This window comes from Moraxella sp. ZY210820 (assembly GCF_030674635.1).
Lineage (GTDB): Bacteria > Pseudomonadota > Gammaproteobacteria > Pseudomonadales > Moraxellaceae > Acinetobacter.
On record NZ_CP089978.1, the window covers coordinates 1,953,801 to 1,972,697 of the forward strand.

The following is an 18,897-nucleotide window of genomic DNA, read 5'->3' on the forward strand; positions in this document are numbered from 1 at the left end:
TTTTTAAATCGTAGTTTTAGCATAAACTTGACTTAATTCTAGCACTTCCACCGTGCATTGCATAGCAGGATAATTGACAAAATGCTGTTTTAAACCGTTTAATAAGACATCAGCAAAACTTTGACGTACCTCCAAACTTCGCCCTTGCATAATCAATAATTTTACCGCAATAAAATCTTGACATTCTACACCTGTACCAATCAAATAATCTTCAACTGGAATAATACGAGTTTTAATATCAACGGCTTTAAAATGACCTGTATCAATTAAAATTTGATTGATATATTTTAATAAATCATTCGGCTGATTTAATAATTTTTTAGGCATTTCAATAATCACATGTGGCATAATTTTACACTCTGTTGGATAAAATTAAATCATTCTCGTATCTAAAATAAATGCTTTATCATATTGCAATATAGCACTATCTGCCGTTAAAAATTGCATTTTTTCTAACTCAGCTTGGACAATTAACAAACGGTCAAATGGGTCTCGATGAATCCATGCTAAATCAACAATGGCATATAAATGTGCAATATCTATATCTAAAACACGAAAACCCAATCTCAATAATTCATTGACAATTTCTTGTGGATTATAATCAAAATCAGGTTTACCTAAACTGTATTTTATTGCCATTTCCCAAACACTTACTTTACTAAAATATAAAGTATTTTGCTCATCTAACAAAACTTCTTGGCAATGTTCTGACAGATGTTCACAATTTTCAGTTAAAAACCATAATAAAACATGAGTATCTAACAAATAATTCATGATTAACCTTCAAACATATCAGCAATTTCATCAGCAAATGCAACATTAAAATTGTTTGGTATCTTGATTTTCCCTTTCAATGTTCCCATTTCACGCTTTACTGGCTTGTCATCAATCGGGACAATCATCACTTTTGGTTTACCTGCTTTTGCAATGGTAATCGCCTGACCTGTACTTGCAACTTCTTCTACAAGACGAGATAAATGTGTTTTAGCATAGTGAATGTTGATACTTACTTGTGTTGGTTGAGTCAGTGCTGTCATTGTACTTCCTTAAACTTAGTTGATTAGTTTAGTTTAAGTAATATAACCAATGTTGTCAATGCATTATGACTGTATTTATTCTTTTGTATTAAGATAAATAAACAACCGCCCTATTTGCAACAATAATAACAATTACCAGCTATTTAACCAAACGATAATGATAATTTAACAATGCCGTTTTATCCTTTCTTAACTAGCCACAACTTGTATTTGCCGAATATGATGTTCCGCAACATCAAGCCGATAGACAACTGTATTATACATTGGTAAAGCAGTTTGAAACTGACGGAATTTTTGTATATCAGCGTTATCTTTAGCAGATAAACCCAATAATTGCCAAGCTAACATACCTATCCAAATCCCATGCCCAAAAAAGAAGCTATTATGTTCAAAATCATCAAGGTTATTTAAAAATGTTGCAACTCGTTGTTGAAATTCAGCAAAACTATCTGCATCATTACCATCTTTGAAATCAATATGTGCAGTTTGCCAATATTGTTTTGCCAACACTGCTCGTTCATCGCCTAGCATATTTTCAATATTGGCAAAACTTAAACAACCAAATTCTTTTAATTCTGGTAAAGTGTGAATATCTAAACCATAATTTTGATTAAATATTTCCGCAGTCTGTCTCGCCCGTAACAAAGGTGAAGCATAAATAGAACTTGGCTCAATATCTAATTGTTGCCAATTGATTAATAAATCATGAGCCTGTTGCCGACCCAATTCAGTTAAAGGAATTTCCGCATCAGGCATAGATTTAGCCCCTGTATTGGCAAGGCTTTGACCATGTCGGATAAAATAAAGGGATTTCATGTTGTTGTCCTAAATGATTAAAAAAGCCATTCTATTTTTATAAAATGGCTTTTCTTTTCACTTACAGTTTCACAAACTGCTCAATTTGTTCACGCACCAATTCCGCTTTATTCTCTAGCACCACCACTTTTTGCGGTAGGCTTTCAATATTTTGTGTATGTGCTGGACGTGGAATATCAATTTTGCCCACTGCTTCAAAAATGGTTTCCGCAAATTTAGCAGGTAAAGCGGTTTCTGCAACAATCATAATTTCATTGTCTAAACGCAGTTCACGAGCCACTTTTACACCATCAGCGGTATGCGGGTCAATTAAATCATTATCGCTTTCATAAACAGCTTTAATCGTTGCAATACGGTCAGCGTGCGTTGATTTACCTGATGCAAAACCATATTTATTTTGAGCATCTGCCAATAAATCACTTAAATCAAAACCTTTACCACTATTCACATCTTGCCATAATGTGGTGAGTTTTTCGCTATCTTTGCCAACCAATAAATAAATAAAACGTTCAAAATTTGATGCTTTAGAAATATCCATTGACGGACTTGATGTTACAAAAGTATTTTCACTGGTGCGTGGAATATATTTTCCTGTATTAAAGAAATCATTTAATACATCATTTTCATTGGTCGCTACAATTAAACGAGCGATTGGTAATCCCATTTCACGAGCGATATGTCCCGCACAGATATTACCAAAATTACCAGATGGTACACAGAAACTGACTTTTTGCGTATTATTTTCAGTCGCATTAAAATAGCCTTTAAAATAATATACGATTTGTGCCAAAATACGTCCCCAGTTAATCGAGTTTACCGTACCTAAACTATATTTGGCTTTAAAATCTTGATCTTGTTGTAAGGCTTTTACAATATCTTGGCAATCATCAAACATACCATGAATCGCAATATTATGGATATTTTCGTCCATTAAACTATACATTTGAGCACGCTGAAACTCACTCATTTTGCCATGTGGCGACATCATAAACACTTCGATATTTTCTTTACCACGCAAAGCATATTCTGCGGCTGAACCTGTATCGCCAGATGTTGCACCAATAATGGTTAAACGTTGATTTTTTTGTTTTAACGCATACTCAAAGGCATTACCCAAAAACTGCATGGCAATATCTTTAAATGCAAGTGTTGGACCATTAGATAATTCTAAAATTTTAATCCCATCTTTTAAGGTACGCACAGGCGTAATTTCAGTATTACCAAACGCATTTTCGGTATAAGTTTTATCAATCAACGCTTTTAAATCAGCAGATGGAATATCTGTCGCAAATAATGACATAATCTCAAATGCTAATTCAGTATAAGATAATGTACGCCATTTTGCCAATGTGTCATGATTAATTTGTGGATAATGTTCTGGTAACATTAAACCGCCGTCTGGAGCAAGTCCCATCAATAAAACTTCGCTAAATGGCATTTTGGGCGTATTGCCACGTGTGCTGATATATTGCATAACTAAAACCTTATATTAAATTTAAACCAAATAGTTTGTATTCATTAAATTTATCATCAATCGATATTAAAGGGATTTGATGATAAATACAATAATAAATCATAATTCTATCAAAAGGCTCTTTATGTTTCTCAACTTTTGGCAATTTGTAGAAATTTGCCATGATTTCATGATTAACTTGAATGATATCAATCCCCATTTGTAAAGCAATTTTGGGTAATTCATTAGGTAAAATACCTTCCAAATTCAATTTACCTAAATTGTATTTAATAGAAATTTCCCAAAAACTTGTATTACAAATAAAAATTTGATTATTTTTACACTCTAACAATACTCTAAGCTCTGAGTTGATTTTACTTGGATTAAAAATAAGCCAAAGAAAAATATGTGTATCTATAATATAGTTATTTTTCATTTTATAATCCAAGTAATTCTTCTTCAGTCATATGCCAATCATCAGAAAGTTTAAAACTTCCTTTGCCTTGATATAATCCAAATTGGCGTTTGCCGCTACTTTCTTGATTTTTGATTTGATAATCTAACATAACTAAATCAATATAATCAAAAATACTTTGCTGTTTTTGAATAGGCAATGTTTGAATATGTTTTATTGCCTGTTCAAGTGTTTGAGTTCGGACTGTATTCATATTTTACCTATCAATAACTATAAAACATTTGATATTTTTGTTCAAATGTTTGTCTATCTAATTTCACATAATCTTGGCACATGATTTTTGCGGTTGCTAAATCCACTTCGCCAGATAAACAATTTTTATTACGAAAAAAATCTCGTAATTTACTCAAAAAATCAGTTGGATAGTGCAATCTATCACTTTGAATACTCACTTTACCATTTTTTTGACAATCCATTGCTAAAAAATCCAGTTCATTACGTGATAAACAAAAGCTCGTCTTACTCACCATCTGCTCCATATTGGTAAAATGAATATTTTTATGGGAAAAACGCTCATCAAACAATTGATTAAGTTGAGAAATATCAAATTCGCCTTGATCAATCAGTTTTAAATTTTCATCATAAAAAAATAACTTAATCATTGCCATTCTCTCATCAAAATTGATTAAAACCACCTAATCAATAGTTCAATATCATTGTAACACGTTACTTACACACTTTAAACCTCTATCAGCAATCCATCAGAGCAATCCCTTGCAATCCAATAATTAAGGTTTCATTTGTTGTAAAATTTGCTCAATTTCTTGCTTAGACATCGCTCCCATCAACACATAACCATTTTCAAAAATCATGGTTGGCGTACCATAAGCACCAACTTGATTCCCTAATTGTAGATTATTTTGTAATGGATTAGGGCATTTTTTCACTTCAGGTTGGCGATTTTTCAGCATAAAATCCTGCCATGCTTGTGTCGCATTTTTCGCACACCAAATCGACTCACTCACTTTCATAGAATTAGATTTGACTGGATATAAAAATGTGTAAATGGTAACATTATCCAATGTTGCTAAAGTTTGCTCTAATTGCTTACAATATGGACAATAAGGGTCAGAAAACACGGCGATTTTGTGTTGCCCATTACCTTTAACCTGTTTCATTGCTTGCTGTAAAGGTAAACTTGTCCAATCTACTTTATTTACTTCTAATCGTAATTCATCACTCATTGCTACACGATCAGTTAAACGAATTACTTCACCCGCCATTACAAATTGTTGATTTTTATCTAAAATCACTAAATCTGTGCCTAATTTTGCATAGTTTAAAAGACTTGTTCCTAGACTCGTTATTTTTTCAAAAGGTGGTAATTGCCCTTGATTATTTTTTTTAATATCATCAAGTTTATAGATTTCACCAATAAGCAAATACTGCCCTGTCGTATCAACATAAGCAGTTTGATCTTGATAAATAATTTGATATAAACCTTGATAAGGGCTTTCGATTAACTTATCCATAGGGATATCAGCTTGTTTTAAAATCTTTTCAACATCAGTAATACTTTTTGATGTAGTTAAAATTTGCTCAATTTTTGGTGTTTTTACAGCTAATGTCTCAGCAAAACTGCCCATTGACCATGTTGATAAACTTAAAATTAGACCAGATACAATGATTTTATGATTAAACATCATTATGAATACTCAATAAAAAAAGAGAGATGATTATAACAAAATTCATAATCATCTCTCGCCCATATTTTTGTAAATAAAACAATCTATTCGGGACGTGCTACGCCTAATAATTGTTTATCTTCTAAACGATATGCCAATAAACGATTGCCCCACACACAACCACCATCAACATTTTGAATCTGTTCATTGACTTTTTTACCTTGTAAGCCTGCCCAATGTCCAAATAAAATCTGATGTGTTTTTGCCGTTAGACTCTCAAACTCAAACCATGGTGCAAAACCTTTAGGCATTGGGTCATCTAAACTTTCTTTAAAACTAAATTCTAAACGACCGTTTTTATCGGTTAATCGCATTCGAGTGAGATAATTCGTAATGGTGCGAATACGATCAAAACCTGTTAAATCTTCTGACCAAATATCAGGTTCAGAACCATACATTTTATCTAAAAACTGGTCTAAGACATTAAAATCATCATGCCCTAAATAATATTCTACTTCTTTGGCATATTGTGCAGTTTGTTCGGCTGTCCAAATACATGGCACACCTGCATGGGTTAATATGGTATTGGCATTGGGAAATAAACATAATGGCTGTTTACGCAACCAATCAATCAATTCATCACTATCAATGGCATCAATTAAATCTTTAGTTTTATCTTTATCTTTGATTTTTTTAAAACCTCTCGCACAGGCAATTAGAGTTAAATCATGATTGCCTAATACAGTTTGAGCCGAGCCATTTTCCACTAATTTTTTTACAAAACGTAAGCAAGATAATGAATCTTCACCACGAGCCACTAAATCACCCGCAAAATAAATAAAATCTTGGCTTGGGTCAAATTCAATATGTTTTAATAAGGCTTTTAATGCTGAAAAACAACCTTGTAAATCGCCAATCACATAAGTATATCGTTTATTCATATTCATGCTTCATACTCAAAAGGATTAAATAATTTGACGCCAGTTCGTGCAAAATCTTGCACGTTACGTGTTACCAATATCAAATGATGTTCTAATGCAGAACTCGCAATCCACGCATCATTTTCAGGTGCTAAATCAGGAATATGCAATTTTGCACAAATTTGAGCGGTTTTAGCAGAGATTGGTAAAATTTTACCATCAAATGCAGGTTTTACCGTTTCTTCAAACCAAATACGTAAGACTTTACCCTGTGAGACATCTTTTCTCTCTTTTGACAAAATACCACGCTCTAATTCCATCATCACAATTGCATTGGTATATAAATTTTTGCTTTCAATACTTTCAAGCCAAGTAAATATCTGAGCATTATACTGAGTGCGTCTGCGACTTTCACTAATCACATTTGTATCCAGTAGATACATTAATCATCTCCAAAATCAACAGGTGGGCGTTGGGCTTTACTGCGTGGTTGTAACGGTAAATCAATAAATTCCAATGCTTCAGCAATCTCTAAAGGGGGTGTTAAAACATCTAATGCACTTTTAAATGGTTGCTTTGGTATTTGATAATCTTCATATTTTAATAACACAAAAGCAGGCTTACCACGATGTGTAATAATCACAGGGGCTGTTTGTGCATATTTTTGAGCGAGGCTGGTGTGTTGGTTAAATTCTCGACTGGTCATTACGGTCATCGCACACTCCAAATGTAGTGATGTATAAACTTTTATCTATCTTAACAACTTTAATTGTCTTTATCAATATAGTTATAAAATAAACATGCACAAGAAAATGCGATTTCGTGTGCACGTACTCTGATTTTTGGCAGTTCGTGCACAAATTTTTGTATTTTTTGTGCATGAATAGCTAACCTATTGTTTATTTCACAAGATATTTAACATACACATTAGGTACACTGCATCAAAAACGCACTGACACGACTTTCATCACACCAAAACACATAACATAAGCCATAACCAAAACAGACTTCATTACCTTCCATACTTTTGATATTACTATCGAGTTGCATTAAAAACCGCATTTTTTGCCCAGTAATAGGACAAATCGGAATGTCTGCTGATTGTATCCAACTTGGCACACCACCAATGCGATTTAGATTTTGACGAGAGTTACTACCCGCCCAATCTTGCAAATACCAACGCTCATCGCTTTTATGCAACTTCACTTGGCATGGCGAAAATATACACTCCTCCTTATCCATATACTCCGCCTCATCATCTGATGCGTAAATTCGTGTGGGCATACCTTGTTCATCATGCTGATAAAATAAATTATCATAACCACATTCAACCAAATGACATGCCAAAGTTAATTTGGACAAACTTTTAATATTAAACTCATATGGAATGGGGTTAAATTCAATGATTTTACATAAAGGATTTTTATCATCATCTTGTAATATCCCACCAAATTCAAAAGTTAAGTCATTATCATTACCAAAATAAGTTGGATGCTGAGTTAAAAATGGATTTTGATTATCAAAAGTGATAATATGATTTTTTGGAAATATTAAATGATAAATAGGAATTTTTGGCATAGATTTAACTCGCCCATGCTCTATCGTAAACCCCACTTCTTCCAAATGATAATTGGTATAAGTTATAATATCCTGTGAATAACTATCAATATAACCTACATTATTTTGACAATATTCATAAAGCCATTGCAATGTAGGGATATGACAAGTTTCAATTAACGTGCGATACAACTCGTAACGTTCATCTTTATCTGTACTATGGATAAATAATTCTTTAAAATATGTAATATCCGTTTCATTTAAATCACGAAATGCCCTATAAGCATAATAAGTGCTTTGATTGATTTTAAATTGCCAAATATCCTTGATATAAGGATGTAATAATTTAGGATATTGATAACTGATATGGCAAATCAAATCTTCTATCGGCTCTGGTATTTTATTTTCTTTAAATTTTAAAGAAAATAAAGCCTTTTTTGGTTGATTTAAAATTTCAAAGGCTTTTTGCAATAAAACCTTGAGTTCATCTTGACTTAAATAAGACAAACTATCTTGAAAAGTCATATCACAACGGTCTTGCTCAAGCCGTTCCAAGCAGTATTTTAATAACTCATCAGGTTTTTTGGTTAATGCAAAAATTTGCTGTTCTATTGTCATTTTCACACCATCTCATCAGCCAAAGCGACAAACTCTGCTAATGTTAGGGTTTCTGGACGAGCCATTTCGTCAATACCTGTACGTTCAAATGCACCATCATTCAGCATATTTTTTAAGCTATTGCGTAAAGTTTTACGGCGTTGTGTAAAGACATGGGCGACCAACTGGGCTAATTTTTGTTCATTTTTAGCGATAATCGGTTTATCTTTATATGGCACTAAACGGAACACCGCACTGGTTACTTTGGGCGGTGGGTTAAACGCCCCTGCTGGCACTTCAAATAAATAAGTCGCTTGGCAATAATATTGAATCATTACCGATAAACGCCCATATTCTTTGCTATTTGGTTCGGCGGTAATGCGTTCCACTACTTCTTTTTGTAACATAAAGTGCATATCTTGAATGGCATTACCAAAGGTCAAAAGATGAAATAATAACGGTGTAGAAATATTATAAGGTAAATTTCCGACAATGCGTAATGGCTTATTTTCATTAACTAATTGAGAAAAATCGTATTTTAAAGCGTCCGCTTCAACAATGGTCAAACGTTCAGGATATGGCACACGACTTGGCAAACCTTTGGCTAAATCACGGTCTAATTCCACCACCGTTAAATGTTCCACTTCACTGATGAGTGGAGCTGTTAAAGCCGCCAAACCCGGTCCAATTTCAACCACAGTTTCGCCTTGTTTAGGATTAACTGAACGCACAATTTTTTCAATCACACGTTGATCATGTAAGAAATTTTGTCCAAAACGTTTACGAGCTTGATGACCTTCATCTTTGGGGTTGAGTGGCGTAATGTGCATAATGTAACCTATTATTTAACAATACACCTATTTTACCATTAAAATTCATCGCAATATAGTTTTTTCAATCAAGGTGATTGGGCAGGCAGTTTTTGCAAGGCTTGATTTATTTTTTGTAGAAATTCAGCTTTAGCACGAGCATTTTCAGGATAAGTAAAAAGCCCACAATCTTCAATATACATATTCTTGGGATTAAACGACCAATCATTTGTATTTTTCAGTTTAATCAATAATTTACCTTCACAATGCGTTTGACCCCATAAACGCAAAAATTCATTATGATTTGGCATTTTTACATCATTGATTGTACTCACTCGCAATACTTGACCTTCAATTCTCATATAATCCACATAAGCACCACCCCATTGAATATAAGACTGCGGATTTGCTCTATCTTCATATTTAAGCACATAAGGCGGTACTCTAAATTCTTGTATATTCTGTTCTTTTTTATGAGTATTCCTATCATATAAAACTTGTGTATTTACGGGCAATAATACATTTTTTAATACTGTAGGCTTATCCAGCTCTATCATAGGTCTTGTTTCAGGATTAGCACTTCCCATATTTTTTGCAAAAGATGATAAATAACAACTTGATAGTAAAGTGATAACCATTAATAAAGTGAATAATGGGATAATTTTTTTCATATTTTACCTCATATCAGCAGATCATTTTTGTAAGGCTTGATTTATTTTTTGCATAAATTCCACTTGCTCAGCACGTCCATCATCAGGATAAGTAAAACGCCCACAATTTTCAATATACATATTTTGGGGATTAAATGACCAATCATTACCATCTTTCAGTGTAATCAATAATTCCCCATCACAATCTTTCCATAAACGTAGAAATTCATTATGTTGTGGCATTTTGACAAAACCTGTTGGTTTAACTCGCAGGAATTGACCATTAAATCCCATATTTTCCACATAAGCACCACCCCATTGAATATAAGATTGTGGTTCATACGCTCCCGTACTCGGGTCTGGCATCAAGCGAAATTCTTCGATTTCTTGCTCTAATTTTTTATGACTATTTTCATGATATAAAACTTCAGTATTGACAGGTAACAGCACGTTTTTAATCACAGTCGGTTTATCCACAAATATAAATAGACGTTTTTCAGCACCATCACCACCTATATTTGCCATAGCCATAAAATAACAGCCAGAAAGCAAACTCATTATGGTAAATAATAGGAGTGTTTTTTTCATATTTTATCTCATATCAGCAGATAATTTTTGCAAGGCTTAGTTTATAATACGATAAACCTATTCACTAAAACCTTCAAAGTGTTTTTGAATAGCAAAATGAATATCTTCATACCACTCTAAATATGGTTTAGTTAATTCAGAACAGAGTAAATCATGAAATAAACTTTCATATTCAGCAAAAGGAGTTAAGATACCTTCATATAAAAAATGAATTGCCACTATAGCATATAATTTTTGTTCATTATTATACAACGCATAAACCAAAATTTTTTGCTCTTGATATACTGACGCAAAAACTCTTTTTTCTAGCAAAATGTTTTTCATATTTACCTCATAAAACATGATATAAGGTTTTCATCTCATCATCATCAAGCACAGCTAACTGTTTAAAACCATGTTGATGATATAAATTCAATAATTTTTCAATCGGCTGACATTCTAAAATCACTGCTCGACCTCCAATAATTTCCCGTGCAGAAAGTAAATAATGAAAGATTTGAGCAAAAATATCTTTTAAATTTACTGGATTATCTACCAAATTGGCATTTTTACCAATCTGACCAATCAAAAATACACGAATACGTTTTGCATTTTTATTAAAACCATCTAATTTTTTAATTTCTGATTTACTCATTTTATCGGCATTGACCATAATTTCTTTAAATGATAAAGAAAAATAGGCTTGGATTTCCATCTTAGCATTGGTAATTAAATATGTTCTAGCATTATGCGTACGCTCAAAATCAATGGCTTTTTGTCGTAAAAATAATTCCACATCTTTATTTTTGGGGCTAGAAAACTCTGCAATCAATTTTTTAACCAAAAGCTCATTTTCTCCATTGTCTAAAAAAGCAGATAATGGATAAATCATGATTGTTCAGCCAAACGTTTTTTCAGAATTTCTATTGCCTGCTCAATACTTGGTTGCACCTGAGCTTTAGGCAATTCGTATTTTGGCGGTTCAGCGTGTTCCAAATCATATAAAAATTGCTCAATCGCTTTCGGGTCTGTAACCACAAATGTTTTATCAAAAGATTCTGTACTCATTTTTTGCTCCTAATTAGGCTTAATATAAGGACAAAAATCTTTGCCTCTATATCAAATCAATAATTTATAATCAATCGAACCTAGTCCTACTTTGATTATACATAATCATCTCGCCAACCCCAACACATCCACCCAATGTATCGGATTTGGAGCATAAGCAAAGACATTACTACCACCTAATAGACCGATAGAGTCTCGGCTGATAAACATCCCCACATCACTATCATAATATCTAAAACGGTTATAATGCAGTGATGTTTCTTGGTCAAAGAATTGACCTTGAAACCTGATAGGCTGTATCTCGTACTCTAGTATGGCACAATTATTTAAACTTTGACAAGTGTTAAAATTTAGATTTTTTCATCAGAGTTTAAAAAAACGTCCTTTAAATATTTCAATCAAAGTAAATATTATCAATATCAGCATAGCACTATTTGCAAAAATAAATGCGGATAAACCAAAAGTATGGTACGTTGGGCTTTGATAAAATAAAATTGCTACACCTGCCATAGATGCTAAACCAAACGAGAAACTCCAAAATCTCGCATCAATGCCACCTTCGGCAATCCAGCTAAATAAGCGTATTAAAAATAATAATTGCAATAAACCATAACCCCATAACATTTTTGCAAAAAAATCAACTTCCCCTGCGGTAATAGACAAATAAGCATTCGCTCCAACAAATGCAGGCGCTAAAATAATCCCCATCGTTGGACGCAATGCTTGTGGAATTTGATGTGTGCGTAAATATTGCAATAATACAGGCTCAAAAATAATCCATGCAAATAATCCAGCTCCAAAAAATAATTGAGCAACATCATGAAAACCTAATAATGACAACCCACTAGCACTGGTAAAATTCGCAGCAACCGCAGGTAAATAAAATGTAGGTAATGTTGCATTTTCGGTAAAAGTATCTCCACGCCACAACATTCCAATTCGCCAAGTCGCATAGCCTATTTGTATCAATATACTTGTAAAAATAAGGATTTTACCTATCGTCAAAAAACCTAAAACAAATAATAATTCACCAATGACCAAACTGCTAATTGGAATCAACATAATCAAGGAAAATCGAATAGGACAATGATATTCCTGTAAAAAGTTTTGGGGACAGACTTTAATTTTGACAATATAAATACATAAGAAAAATACCCAGATCAAAATCGCCATCATCGTCAGAATTAAACTGACAGAATGAGCATATTCAAAAACAGGTTCCGCTTTATGCCATGCTAATGCCAACGCACCTAATCCTAAAGGTACAGAAAAATAAGAGGCTGGCATATGGGTACAGGCTTGTAAGAATAGATTTTTATCTGGGTTAGGCATAATTTTTCATCATCACATCACAAAAGCTCCTGTAGTTTAATGATAATTTTCCGTTTATACCTAGTTAATCGTTTCAAAAAACCATAAATTTATCTCGCTAACTGTAATGCCAAATCCACCGCCACATTTAAACTTGATGCACTTGCCTGCCCTGTTCCTGCCAAGCTTAATGCCGTGCCATGATCCACCGAAGTACGAATAAATGGTAAACCTAAGGTAATATTAATCGCCTCGCCAAAACCTTGTGCTTTTAATACAGGCAAGCCTTGATCATGAAACATCGATAATACTGCATCAGCGTCTTTTAAATAACGTGGTGTAAATAAAGTATCCGCAGGTAAACATTCTGTAATATCAATTCCTTTTGCTTGATATTCACGCAACACAGGGTTAATAATATCAATTTCTTCACGCCCTAAATAGCCATTTTCGCCTGCATGAGGATTTAACCCACACACTAAAATTTTAGGATTTTGGATTTTAAATTTTTGTTGTAAATCCGCAATTAAAATATCAATCACTTGCGTTAAGCGTTCAGTGGTAATGGCATCTGCCACATCACGCAATGGCAAATGTGTAGTCACCAACGCCACTCGCAAATTCGGCGTTGCCAACATCATCACAACACGTTCCACACCTGCAAATTCTTGATAATATTCAGTATGTCCGCTAAAGGCAATACCTGCCTCATTGATGACTGATTTTTGTACAGGAGCAGTTGCCACCCCAACACTTTTTCCGCTCATTGCATAATCTGCCGAACGGCGAAGCTGTTCCAATACATAAGCCGAATTTTGCGAATTTAACTCGCCTGCGACTACATCAGCATGAGCGGGAATATGCTCAACATACAATTCATTTTGGGCAGAGGATTGATGTTGTCCTGTATAATCAATCAGTTGAATATCCGTCAAACCCAACATTATAGCACGCTGTTGTAAGGCATTTTTATCCGCCAATACGACAATTGGGCGTTCATCAACACGTTTCGCCAAATCTAAACAAATGTCCAAGCCAATACCAGCAGGCTCACCACTGGTGATATATAGAGGTTTCATCATTATCTCGATTTTTTAAATTTCAATAAAAATGCCATCTTACTACACAGCAGATGGCAAATCAATTCTAACATTATGAGAATATTAAGGGACAATCACAATTGCTACACGGCGATTTTCAGCACGATGTTCTTCAGTGTCATTATCCACAATAGGTTGCGACATACCACGCCCAATCGTTTCAATATTTTGTGGTTGATAACCTGCTTGTACAAAAATATCTGTTACACCTTGTGCACGTTGCTCCGATAACTTTTGATTATACTCTTCTGAACCAACATTATCTGTATGTCCAATAATTTTAACACGTGGTAAATCATATTTTTGCAAATTTTTTGCCAATGTAATAATCTCAGCTTGATTTTCTTGTTTCACTTCTGAGCTATTAAAATCAAATAAAATTTGTGCGGATAATGCCAGAGTCCAACCTTCATCAGTCAATTGAAAGCCTTGCTTTTGCAACATTTTAACCTGAGAATGCTTTAAGCCTGATGAATGCATACATGCTGTTAAGACAGCAATCATTGCCCCCATTCCTAAAACTTTAACTATTTTCATTAACATATGATACCTCATCATGATGATAAATCGCCCAATGTAATGGCGATGTTTTTGCCTGATACATAGCACGGTCAGCTTGCTCAATCCAATGTTCCACCGATTGAGCATAAGGAGAAAATGCCATACCAATACTAAATCCAAAATGGATATACTGTTTCTCAAACCATAATGGTTCTTGTGTACATGCAATTAAATTAGTCGCAATCGTCTGTAAAAATTCAATTCTATTCACATTTTTTAAAATAATGGCAAATTCATCTCCACCAATCCGTACAAATATATCATCACGGCGAATTCGTGCCTTTAAACGCAAAGCCATTTCTTTTAACACTGCATCTCCTGCCAAATGCCCATAAGTATCATTAATCTCCTTAAACTTATTATTATCAATAAACATCAATACACTATTTTGACGCATTTCATCATTATTAAAAATTTCTTGTAACGTTTTATAAAATACATGACGATTTGGTAAACCTGTTAATTCATCATGCAATGCTTGATGAGATAATTCCGCATTTTCTTGTTGTAAATGAATATGCCATTTTTGCATTTCGTTTAACAACTGGTTAAATACTTGAATTAAAATATTCAACTCTGTAATTTTACTGGTTTTAAAACGAATATTATAGGCTTTCTCATCTCGCACATAGGATGCTGTATGTATTAACGGGGAAATAGCTCCCATCATCACACGATAGATACGCTGTATCGAATAAAACCAACATAACATCATGGCACACAAACAGATTAATAAAATGCACAAAATTTGCATCACATAAACGGCCATTTGTTCTGAACTTGGGTATAATGCTAATGTTCCAACTTTAATATTTTCTTCTTTTAAATAAATATCAAAATACACAGGTTTATTAGAAAAACTGCCATCAATCCATTTCTGGAGTATAGAATATTCTGTACTTTGTATTTGTTCACTCAGCAAAATATTATTATCAATGTCAAATAACTCAATTTTGCGAATCGAATACGAATTTAAATATGAAACAACTGTTTTATTTAAATAATCCATATCCTGAAATTCTAAAGCAGGTTGTACCAATTCCATTAAAGTCTTCCCTAAAACTTGCACATTACGGCGTAAATACGTATTAAATGACCATAGAGTTACTGTAAACAATAATACAAAAATCATTGCTACACCTAACAGCATAACCCATAATTGAGAACGCCTAAAAATATATTTCAATGGCAAAGCCTGCTCAATTTCAGTATGTTGTTCCATTTACTTCCCTGCTGCCATTTTTAATACATGTGGATTAATACTGACTTTAGCACGGCTCAATCCATCCATATTAAATGCCATATTAATTTTATTTTGTCCTTGAGATAAGCACACCGCACTACCAATTTCACATTGTGGATTTGTCGAGCTAAAGGATAATATCGAAGTTGGGTAACGGTTAATCCAATCATTTTGTACCTTAGGTGACTGATTAGGAAAATAAACAGCCTGACAATTAGAACGCACAAAATTGTCGGCATTCACTACAATCGCAGAATATTCTAGATTTAATTGTTTAAAATGCTGGTTAAAGCTATCTGTAACTGCTTTATCATTAAATACGCATATAGTAGATTGTTTAGATAAAGTACTATAACGCAAAATATGAACAATAGTTTTATAATATTGTGTTGAAGATTGAGCTAATACCGATGATGATATGACCAACATCAAACTAAGTAATATACTTTTTTTTAAATATTTTTTCATCTTCAATATTATCGATAAATATAATCGCAAATTTTAATTAAAAATTCAAATAAAAGCAATGTTTAAAACGTAAATACAAAAAAAACCGCATTTAAGCGGATTTTTATTTTAAATTAGATGGTCGGAGCAGTAGGATTCGAACCTACGACCCCCTGGTCCCAAACCAGGTGCACTACCAGGCTGTGCTATGCTCCGTATCACTTAGTGATAATAAATTGGGGTGAATGACGAGGCTCGAACTCGCGACAACCGGAATCACAATCCGGGGCTCTACCAACTGAGCTACATCCACCATAATGATTTGTTCTTACTTATCAAACGCATGGCGCGCCTGACAGGATTCGAACCTGTGACCATCCGCTTAGAAGGCGGATGCTCTATCCAGCTGAGCTACAGGCGCTTCAACAGATGACAAGAATCATTGTATTTGCCGAATTGGTCGGAGCAGTAGGATTCGAACCTACGACCCCCTGGTCCCAAACCAGGTGCACTACCAGGCTGTGCTATGCTCCGCTTCTCAGCTTGTAACAATCAATAATAATTCATCGTTACGGTTGCGTATTTTAGGACTATATTTGGCTTTCGTCAATATTTATTTTATATTTTTAGCATTTTTTTATTGTATTCGTTTAATTATCCATCATTATTAATCAAAATGAGTAAATTTATTTATCATCAAGCTGTGTATAACATCAAATTTATCCACAGCTTGATGATTTTATCTACACGATTAAACTATTAGGAACGATAATCCGCATTGATTTTCACATAATCATAAGAAAAATCACAAGTATAAACCGTATCTTTAAATTCGCCACGATTTAACTCGACACGAATTACAAACTCGCTTTGAGCCATGACCTTTGCTCCCTGCTCTTCATGATAAGTCGGTGCTAATCCGCCATGTTCACAAATCAACACATCATCAAGCCAAATGTTGATTTTGCTGACATCAAGATTTTGCAAACCTGCATTACCAATCGCCGCCACTAAACGTCCCCAGTTCGGGTCAGACGCAAATAATGCCGTTTTAACCAATGGTGAATGGGCAATACTATACGCCACATCACAACACTCTTCAATCGTTGCACCGCCTTCAACCTGCACGGCGACAAATTTAGTTGCACCTTCACCATCACGCACAATTAACTCGGCAAGACGTTTCATTACACGGTTTAAAATCTCTGCAAATGCTTGATAACGAACATCATCTTCATTAGCTAAAATCTCACCACCTGCCTGACCTGTTGCGATTAAAATACATGAGTCATTGGTCGATGTATCGCCATCAATGGTAATACGGTTAAAGGATTGCTCTGTGGCATTTTTCAATAATTTTTGCAATAACGGTTGAGTAATTGGCAAATCAGTTGCGACAAAACCCAGCATAGTCGCCATATTTGGGCGTATCATACCTGCACCTTTACTAATCCCTGTAATATGATAAGTGATACCATCAAAACTAAACTGTTCTGATGCAACTTTTGGAATGGTATCTGTGGTCATAATACCATGTGCTGATGTTTGCCACGCATTCGCATCCGCTTGGGCTAAACATGGCTGTAAACCTGCAATCAGACGTTCCATCGGTAATTGTTCACCAATCACCCCTGTAGAAAATGGTAAAATTTGTGATGCTTCTACACCAGCAATTTGTGCCAATTCTGCACAAGTACGATAAGCATTTTGTAAACCGACATCGCCTGTACCTGCATTGGCATTGCCTGTATTAATCACCAGATAACGAATGCCTTGTTGCTGTTGCAAATGTTTTTTACACACTTGTACAGGTGCCGCACAAAATGAATTTTGTGTAAAAACACCTGCGACACTTGAACCTTCAGCCAATTCAAAAATCACTAAATCTTTGCGATTTTGATAACGGATATAGGCTTCATGAATGCCTATTTTTACGCCTTGAATTGGATAAATTGTATTAGGTAATGAAATATCGCCAACTGCCATACTATTTCTCTTTTAAATCATTAACGGTTAATTACTATATATCATTCTCAACTTAACTTCATAACTTATTGATATGATTTACATTGTTTAATTTCGTAAGGGCGGAAAATCTTCCGCCCCTACATAAAATCAATAACCGACCATGAATTAATAATATAAAGGTATCAAATTTTACTTGAATCATTTAATTTTGTACGGGCGAATTGCAATTCGCCCCTACACAGAATCAATTATTTACAATGAGTTGAGAATGACGCTTAGACTAGAATTATTCACCTTGAATAATCGTCATACCAGCTTCTTTTGCTGCCCGAGTTCCGCCCATCAACACCACATATTCACGCTGACTATCAAAACTGTCTAATAATTCTGCGGAACGTGGTGCTTTACTACCACCGCCACACAAAATATAAATCGGTTGAGCTGGGTCAATGTCATTTAAACTTTCTGCGGTCAGCGTATTAAATGGTCGATTGACCGCCCCCATAATATGCCCTTCTTGATAAGAAGTCGGCTCACGCACGTCCCAAATCACCGCATGTTCAGGAAAATCAAAACTGGTAATATCTTGTTTACGAATCATAATTACTCTGCCTAACTCAGCTTAGAAAAAATATACTGCAATCAAATCGTATTTGCGGTAAAATGTCAATAGTTTTTATGATTTATGGAGTG

General features: G+C 34.1%; 26 protein-coding genes, 4 tRNA genes and 1 pseudogene. All 31 read right to left on the bottom strand.

The genetic code is table 11. The annotated features are described in order from the left end of the window. Positions 1-3: 3 nt before the first annotated feature. The 31 genes and pseudogenes from LU301_RS09695 to LU301_RS09845 all read right to left on the bottom strand — a co-directional run bounded on the left by LU301_RS09695 (position 4) and on the right by LU301_RS09845 (position 18,805). Positions 4-348, bottom strand: coding sequence for a 5-carboxymethyl-2-hydroxymuconate Delta-isomerase (locus LU301_RS09695; protein WP_305270313.1), 345 nt, complete (start codon positions 346-348; stop codon positions 4-6). Positions 349-372: 24 nt separating this feature from the next. Beyond that, on the bottom strand, positions 373-774 hold the full coding sequence (locus LU301_RS09700; protein ID WP_305270315.1) for a type II toxin-antitoxin system VapC family toxin: 402 nt from the start codon (positions 772-774) through the stop codon (positions 373-375). A 2-nt stretch (positions 775-776) separates the two neighbouring features. Continuing rightward, a complete protein-coding gene (locus LU301_RS09705; RefSeq protein ID WP_305270317.1) occupies positions 777-1,037 on the bottom strand; it encodes a type II toxin-antitoxin system Phd/YefM family antitoxin in 261 nt (86 codons plus the stop codon). Between the two features lie 189 nt (positions 1,038-1,226). Then, positions 1,227-1,853, bottom strand: coding sequence for a histidine phosphatase family protein (locus LU301_RS09710; RefSeq protein WP_305270319.1), 627 nt, complete (start codon positions 1,851-1,853; stop codon positions 1,227-1,229). Between the two features lie 61 nt (positions 1,854-1,914). Next, a complete protein-coding gene (gene thrC, locus LU301_RS09715) occupies positions 1,915-3,327 on the bottom strand; it encodes a threonine synthase (RefSeq protein WP_305270321.1) in 1,413 nt (470 codons plus the stop codon). Between the two features lie 10 nt (positions 3,328-3,337). Then, positions 3,338-3,742 carry a type II toxin-antitoxin system VapC family toxin gene (locus LU301_RS09720; RefSeq protein WP_305270323.1) on the bottom strand — a complete coding sequence of 135 codons (405 nt, stop codon included), beginning with the start codon at positions 3,740-3,742 and terminating at the stop codon, positions 3,338-3,340. Between the two features lies 1 nt (position 3,743). Then, entirely contained in the window at positions 3,744-3,974 is a 231-nt protein-coding gene (locus tag LU301_RS09725; protein WP_305270324.1) for a hypothetical protein, read from the bottom strand. Positions 3,975-3,984: 10 nt separating this feature from the next. Next, positions 3,985-4,383: a hypothetical protein gene (locus tag LU301_RS09730; protein ID WP_305270325.1), complete on the bottom strand. Its 399-nt coding sequence runs from the start codon at positions 4,381-4,383 to the stop codon at positions 3,985-3,987. Positions 4,384-4,509: 126 nt separating this feature from the next. Next, positions 4,510-5,424 (bottom strand): thioredoxin fold domain-containing protein, encoded by a 915-nt coding sequence (locus tag LU301_RS09735; protein ID WP_305270326.1) that lies wholly within the window; start codon positions 5,422-5,424, stop codon positions 4,510-4,512. A gap of 86 nt (positions 5,425-5,510) precedes the next feature. Further along, complete coding sequence (locus LU301_RS09740) at positions 5,511-6,347, bottom strand: symmetrical bis(5'-nucleosyl)-tetraphosphatase (RefSeq protein ID WP_305274048.1); 837 nt, start codon at positions 6,345-6,347, stop codon at positions 5,511-5,513. Between the two features lie 2 nt (positions 6,348-6,349). After that, positions 6,350-6,769: a type II toxin-antitoxin system VapC family toxin gene (locus LU301_RS09745; protein WP_305270327.1), complete on the bottom strand. Its 420-nt coding sequence runs from the start codon at positions 6,767-6,769 to the stop codon at positions 6,350-6,352. Then, a complete protein-coding gene (locus LU301_RS09750) occupies positions 6,769-7,041 on the bottom strand; it encodes a type II toxin-antitoxin system prevent-host-death family antitoxin (RefSeq protein ID WP_305270329.1) in 273 nt (90 codons plus the stop codon). Before LU301_RS09750 ends, LU301_RS09745 begins: the two co-directional genes overlap by 1 nt. A 212-nt stretch (positions 7,042-7,253) precedes the next feature. Next, positions 7,254-8,501 carry a hypothetical protein gene (locus LU301_RS09755; protein ID WP_305270331.1) on the bottom strand — a complete coding sequence of 416 codons (1,248 nt, stop codon included), beginning with the start codon at positions 8,499-8,501 and terminating at the stop codon, positions 7,254-7,256. Positions 8,502-8,503: 2 nt separating this feature from the next. Beyond that, positions 8,504-9,310 (bottom strand): 16S rRNA (adenine(1518)-N(6)/adenine(1519)-N(6))-dimethyltransferase RsmA, encoded by an 807-nt coding sequence (gene rsmA / locus LU301_RS09760; RefSeq protein ID WP_305270333.1) that lies wholly within the window; start codon positions 9,308-9,310, stop codon positions 8,504-8,506. A gap of 68 nt (positions 9,311-9,378) precedes the next feature. After that, entirely contained in the window at positions 9,379-9,960 is a 582-nt protein-coding gene (locus LU301_RS09765) for a hypothetical protein (RefSeq protein ID WP_305270335.1), read from the bottom strand. Positions 9,961-9,981: 21 nt separating this feature from the next. Further along, positions 9,982-10,527, bottom strand: coding sequence for a hypothetical protein (locus LU301_RS09770; protein WP_305270337.1), 546 nt, complete (start codon positions 10,525-10,527; stop codon positions 9,982-9,984). A 57-nt stretch (positions 10,528-10,584) separates the two neighbouring features. Next, positions 10,585-10,851, bottom strand: coding sequence for a hypothetical protein (locus LU301_RS09775; protein WP_305270338.1), 267 nt, complete (start codon positions 10,849-10,851; stop codon positions 10,585-10,587). Between the two features lie 7 nt (positions 10,852-10,858). After that, complete coding sequence (locus tag LU301_RS09780; protein WP_305270339.1) at positions 10,859-11,398, bottom strand: acetyltransferase; 540 nt, start codon at positions 11,396-11,398, stop codon at positions 10,859-10,861. Further along, the gene (locus tag LU301_RS09785; RefSeq protein ID WP_305270340.1) at positions 11,395-11,574 is read right to left on the bottom strand and encodes a hypothetical protein; all 180 of its coding nucleotides are present in this window, start codon (positions 11,572-11,574) and stop codon (positions 11,395-11,397) included. The genes LU301_RS09780 and LU301_RS09785 overlap by 4 nt, the downstream gene beginning before the upstream one ends. 108 nt (positions 11,575-11,682) lie before the next feature. Next, positions 11,683-11,865, bottom strand: a pseudogene (locus tag LU301_RS09790) (RHS repeat-associated core domain-containing protein); the annotation flags it as partial. A gap of 72 nt (positions 11,866-11,937) precedes the next feature. After that, the gene (locus tag LU301_RS09795) at positions 11,938-12,906 is read right to left on the bottom strand and encodes an SLAC1 family transporter (RefSeq protein WP_305270342.1); all 969 of its coding nucleotides are present in this window, start codon (positions 12,904-12,906) and stop codon (positions 11,938-11,940) included. 89 nt (positions 12,907-12,995) lie between these two features. Next, positions 12,996-13,964: a 4-hydroxythreonine-4-phosphate dehydrogenase PdxA gene (pdxA, locus tag LU301_RS09800; protein ID WP_305270344.1), complete on the bottom strand. Its 969-nt coding sequence runs from the start codon at positions 13,962-13,964 to the stop codon at positions 12,996-12,998. Positions 13,965-14,048: 84 nt separating this feature from the next. Then, complete coding sequence (yfiB, locus tag LU301_RS09805) at positions 14,049-14,528, bottom strand: outer membrane lipoprotein YfiB (RefSeq protein WP_305270345.1); 480 nt, start codon at positions 14,526-14,528, stop codon at positions 14,049-14,051. Further along, positions 14,509-15,768 (bottom strand): diguanylate cyclase DgcN/YfiN, encoded by a 1,260-nt coding sequence (dgcN, locus tag LU301_RS09810; RefSeq protein ID WP_305270347.1) that lies wholly within the window; start codon positions 15,766-15,768, stop codon positions 14,509-14,511. Before dgcN ends, yfiB begins: the two co-directional genes overlap by 20 nt. Further along, positions 15,769-16,257: a regulatory sequestration protein YfiR gene (gene yfiR, locus LU301_RS09815; protein ID WP_305270349.1), complete on the bottom strand. Its 489-nt coding sequence runs from the start codon at positions 16,255-16,257 to the stop codon at positions 15,769-15,771. Positions 16,258-16,375: 118 nt separating this feature from the next. Then, positions 16,376-16,452: transfer RNA gene (locus LU301_RS09820), tRNA-Pro, on the bottom strand. Between the two features lie 21 nt (positions 16,453-16,473). Then, a tRNA-His gene (locus tag LU301_RS09825) sits at positions 16,474-16,549 on the bottom strand. 31 nt (positions 16,550-16,580) lie between these two features. Then, positions 16,581-16,657: transfer RNA gene (locus LU301_RS09830), tRNA-Arg, on the bottom strand. A gap of 36 nt (positions 16,658-16,693) precedes the next feature. Continuing rightward, positions 16,694-16,770 (bottom strand) — tRNA-Pro (locus tag LU301_RS09835). A 225-nt stretch (positions 16,771-16,995) separates the two neighbouring features. Beyond that, positions 16,996-18,222: a bifunctional glutamate N-acetyltransferase/amino-acid acetyltransferase ArgJ gene (gene argJ, locus LU301_RS09840; protein WP_305270351.1), complete on the bottom strand. Its 1,227-nt coding sequence runs from the start codon at positions 18,220-18,222 to the stop codon at positions 16,996-16,998. A gap of 268 nt (positions 18,223-18,490) precedes the next feature. After that, a complete protein-coding gene (locus LU301_RS09845) occupies positions 18,491-18,805 on the bottom strand; it encodes a rhodanese-like domain-containing protein (RefSeq protein WP_305270353.1) in 315 nt (104 codons plus the stop codon). Between the last annotated feature and the right edge of the window lie 92 nt (positions 18,806-18,897).

What these genes read in the sequence shown, in the direction of transcription:
- LU301_RS09725 (WP_305270324.1), bottom strand. Translation starts at nt 3,974, where the DNA reads ATGAATACAGTCCGAACTCAAACACTTGAACAGGCAATAAAACATATT.
- LU301_RS09755 (WP_305270331.1), bottom strand. Translation starts at nt 8,501, where the DNA reads ATGACAATAGAACAGCAAATTTTTGCATTAACCAAAAAACCTGATGAG.
- yfiB (WP_305270345.1), bottom strand. Translation starts at nt 14,528, where the DNA reads ATGTTAATGAAAATAGTTAAAGTTTTAGGAATGGGGGCAATGATTGCT.
- LU301_RS09770 (WP_305270337.1), bottom strand. Translation starts at nt 10,527, where the DNA reads ATGAAAAAAACACTCCTATTATTTACCATAATGAGTTTGCTTTCTGGC.
- LU301_RS09765 (WP_305270335.1), bottom strand. Translation starts at nt 9,960, where the DNA reads ATGAAAAAAATTATCCCATTATTCACTTTATTAATGGTTATCACTTTA.
- LU301_RS09845 (WP_305270353.1), bottom strand. Translation starts at nt 18,805, where the DNA reads ATGATTCGTAAACAAGATATTACCAGTTTTGATTTTCCTGAACATGCG.
- LU301_RS09710 (WP_305270319.1), bottom strand. Translation starts at nt 1,853, where the DNA reads ATGAAATCCCTTTATTTTATCCGACATGGTCAAAGCCTTGCCAATACA.
- LU301_RS09780 (WP_305270339.1), bottom strand. Translation starts at nt 11,398, where the DNA reads ATGATTTATCCATTATCTGCTTTTTTAGACAATGGAGAAAATGAGCTT.
- dgcN (WP_305270347.1), bottom strand. Translation starts at nt 15,768, where the DNA reads ATGGAACAACATACTGAAATTGAGCAGGCTTTGCCATTGAAATATATT.
- LU301_RS09735 (WP_305270326.1), bottom strand. Translation starts at nt 5,424, where the DNA reads ATGTTTAATCATAAAATCATTGTATCTGGTCTAATTTTAAGTTTATCA.
- LU301_RS09720 (WP_305270323.1), bottom strand. Translation starts at nt 3,742, where the DNA reads ATGAAAAATAACTATATTATAGATACACATATTTTTCTTTGGCTTATT.
- LU301_RS09775 (WP_305270338.1), bottom strand. Translation starts at nt 10,851, where the DNA reads ATGAAAAACATTTTGCTAGAAAAAAGAGTTTTTGCGTCAGTATATCAA.
- rsmA (WP_305270333.1), bottom strand. Translation starts at nt 9,310, where the DNA reads ATGCACATTACGCCACTCAACCCCAAAGATGAAGGTCATCAAGCTCGT.
- LU301_RS09745 (WP_305270327.1), bottom strand. Translation starts at nt 6,769, where the DNA reads ATGTATCTACTGGATACAAATGTGATTAGTGAAAGTCGCAGACGCACT.
- LU301_RS09730 (WP_305270325.1), bottom strand. Translation starts at nt 4,383, where the DNA reads ATGATTAAGTTATTTTTTTATGATGAAAATTTAAAACTGATTGATCAA.
- yfiR (WP_305270349.1), bottom strand. Translation starts at nt 16,257, where the DNA reads ATGAAAAAATATTTAAAAAAAAGTATATTACTTAGTTTGATGTTGGTC.
- LU301_RS09695 (WP_305270313.1), bottom strand. Translation starts at nt 348, where the DNA reads ATGCCACATGTGATTATTGAAATGCCTAAAAAATTATTAAATCAGCCG.
- LU301_RS09700 (WP_305270315.1), bottom strand. Translation starts at nt 774, where the DNA reads ATGAATTATTTGTTAGATACTCATGTTTTATTATGGTTTTTAACTGAA.
- pdxA (WP_305270344.1), bottom strand. Translation starts at nt 13,964, where the DNA reads ATGAAACCTCTATATATCACCAGTGGTGAGCCTGCTGGTATTGGCTTG.
- LU301_RS09705 (WP_305270317.1), bottom strand. Translation starts at nt 1,037, where the DNA reads ATGACAGCACTGACTCAACCAACACAAGTAAGTATCAACATTCACTAT.
- LU301_RS09750 (WP_305270329.1), bottom strand. Translation starts at nt 7,041, where the DNA reads ATGACCGTAATGACCAGTCGAGAATTTAACCAACACACCAGCCTCGCT.
- LU301_RS09740 (WP_305274048.1), bottom strand. Translation starts at nt 6,347, where the DNA reads ATGAATAAACGATATACTTATGTGATTGGCGATTTACAAGGTTGTTTT.
- LU301_RS09785 (WP_305270340.1), bottom strand. Translation starts at nt 11,574, where the DNA reads ATGAGTACAGAATCTTTTGATAAAACATTTGTGGTTACAGACCCGAAA.
- LU301_RS09795 (WP_305270342.1), bottom strand. Translation starts at nt 12,906, where the DNA reads ATGCCTAACCCAGATAAAAATCTATTCTTACAAGCCTGTACCCATATG.
- argJ (WP_305270351.1), bottom strand. Translation starts at nt 18,222, where the DNA reads ATGGCAGTTGGCGATATTTCATTACCTAATACAATTTATCCAATTCAA.
- thrC (WP_305270321.1), bottom strand. Translation starts at nt 3,327, where the DNA reads ATGCAATATATCAGCACACGTGGCAATACGCCCAAAATGCCATTTAGC.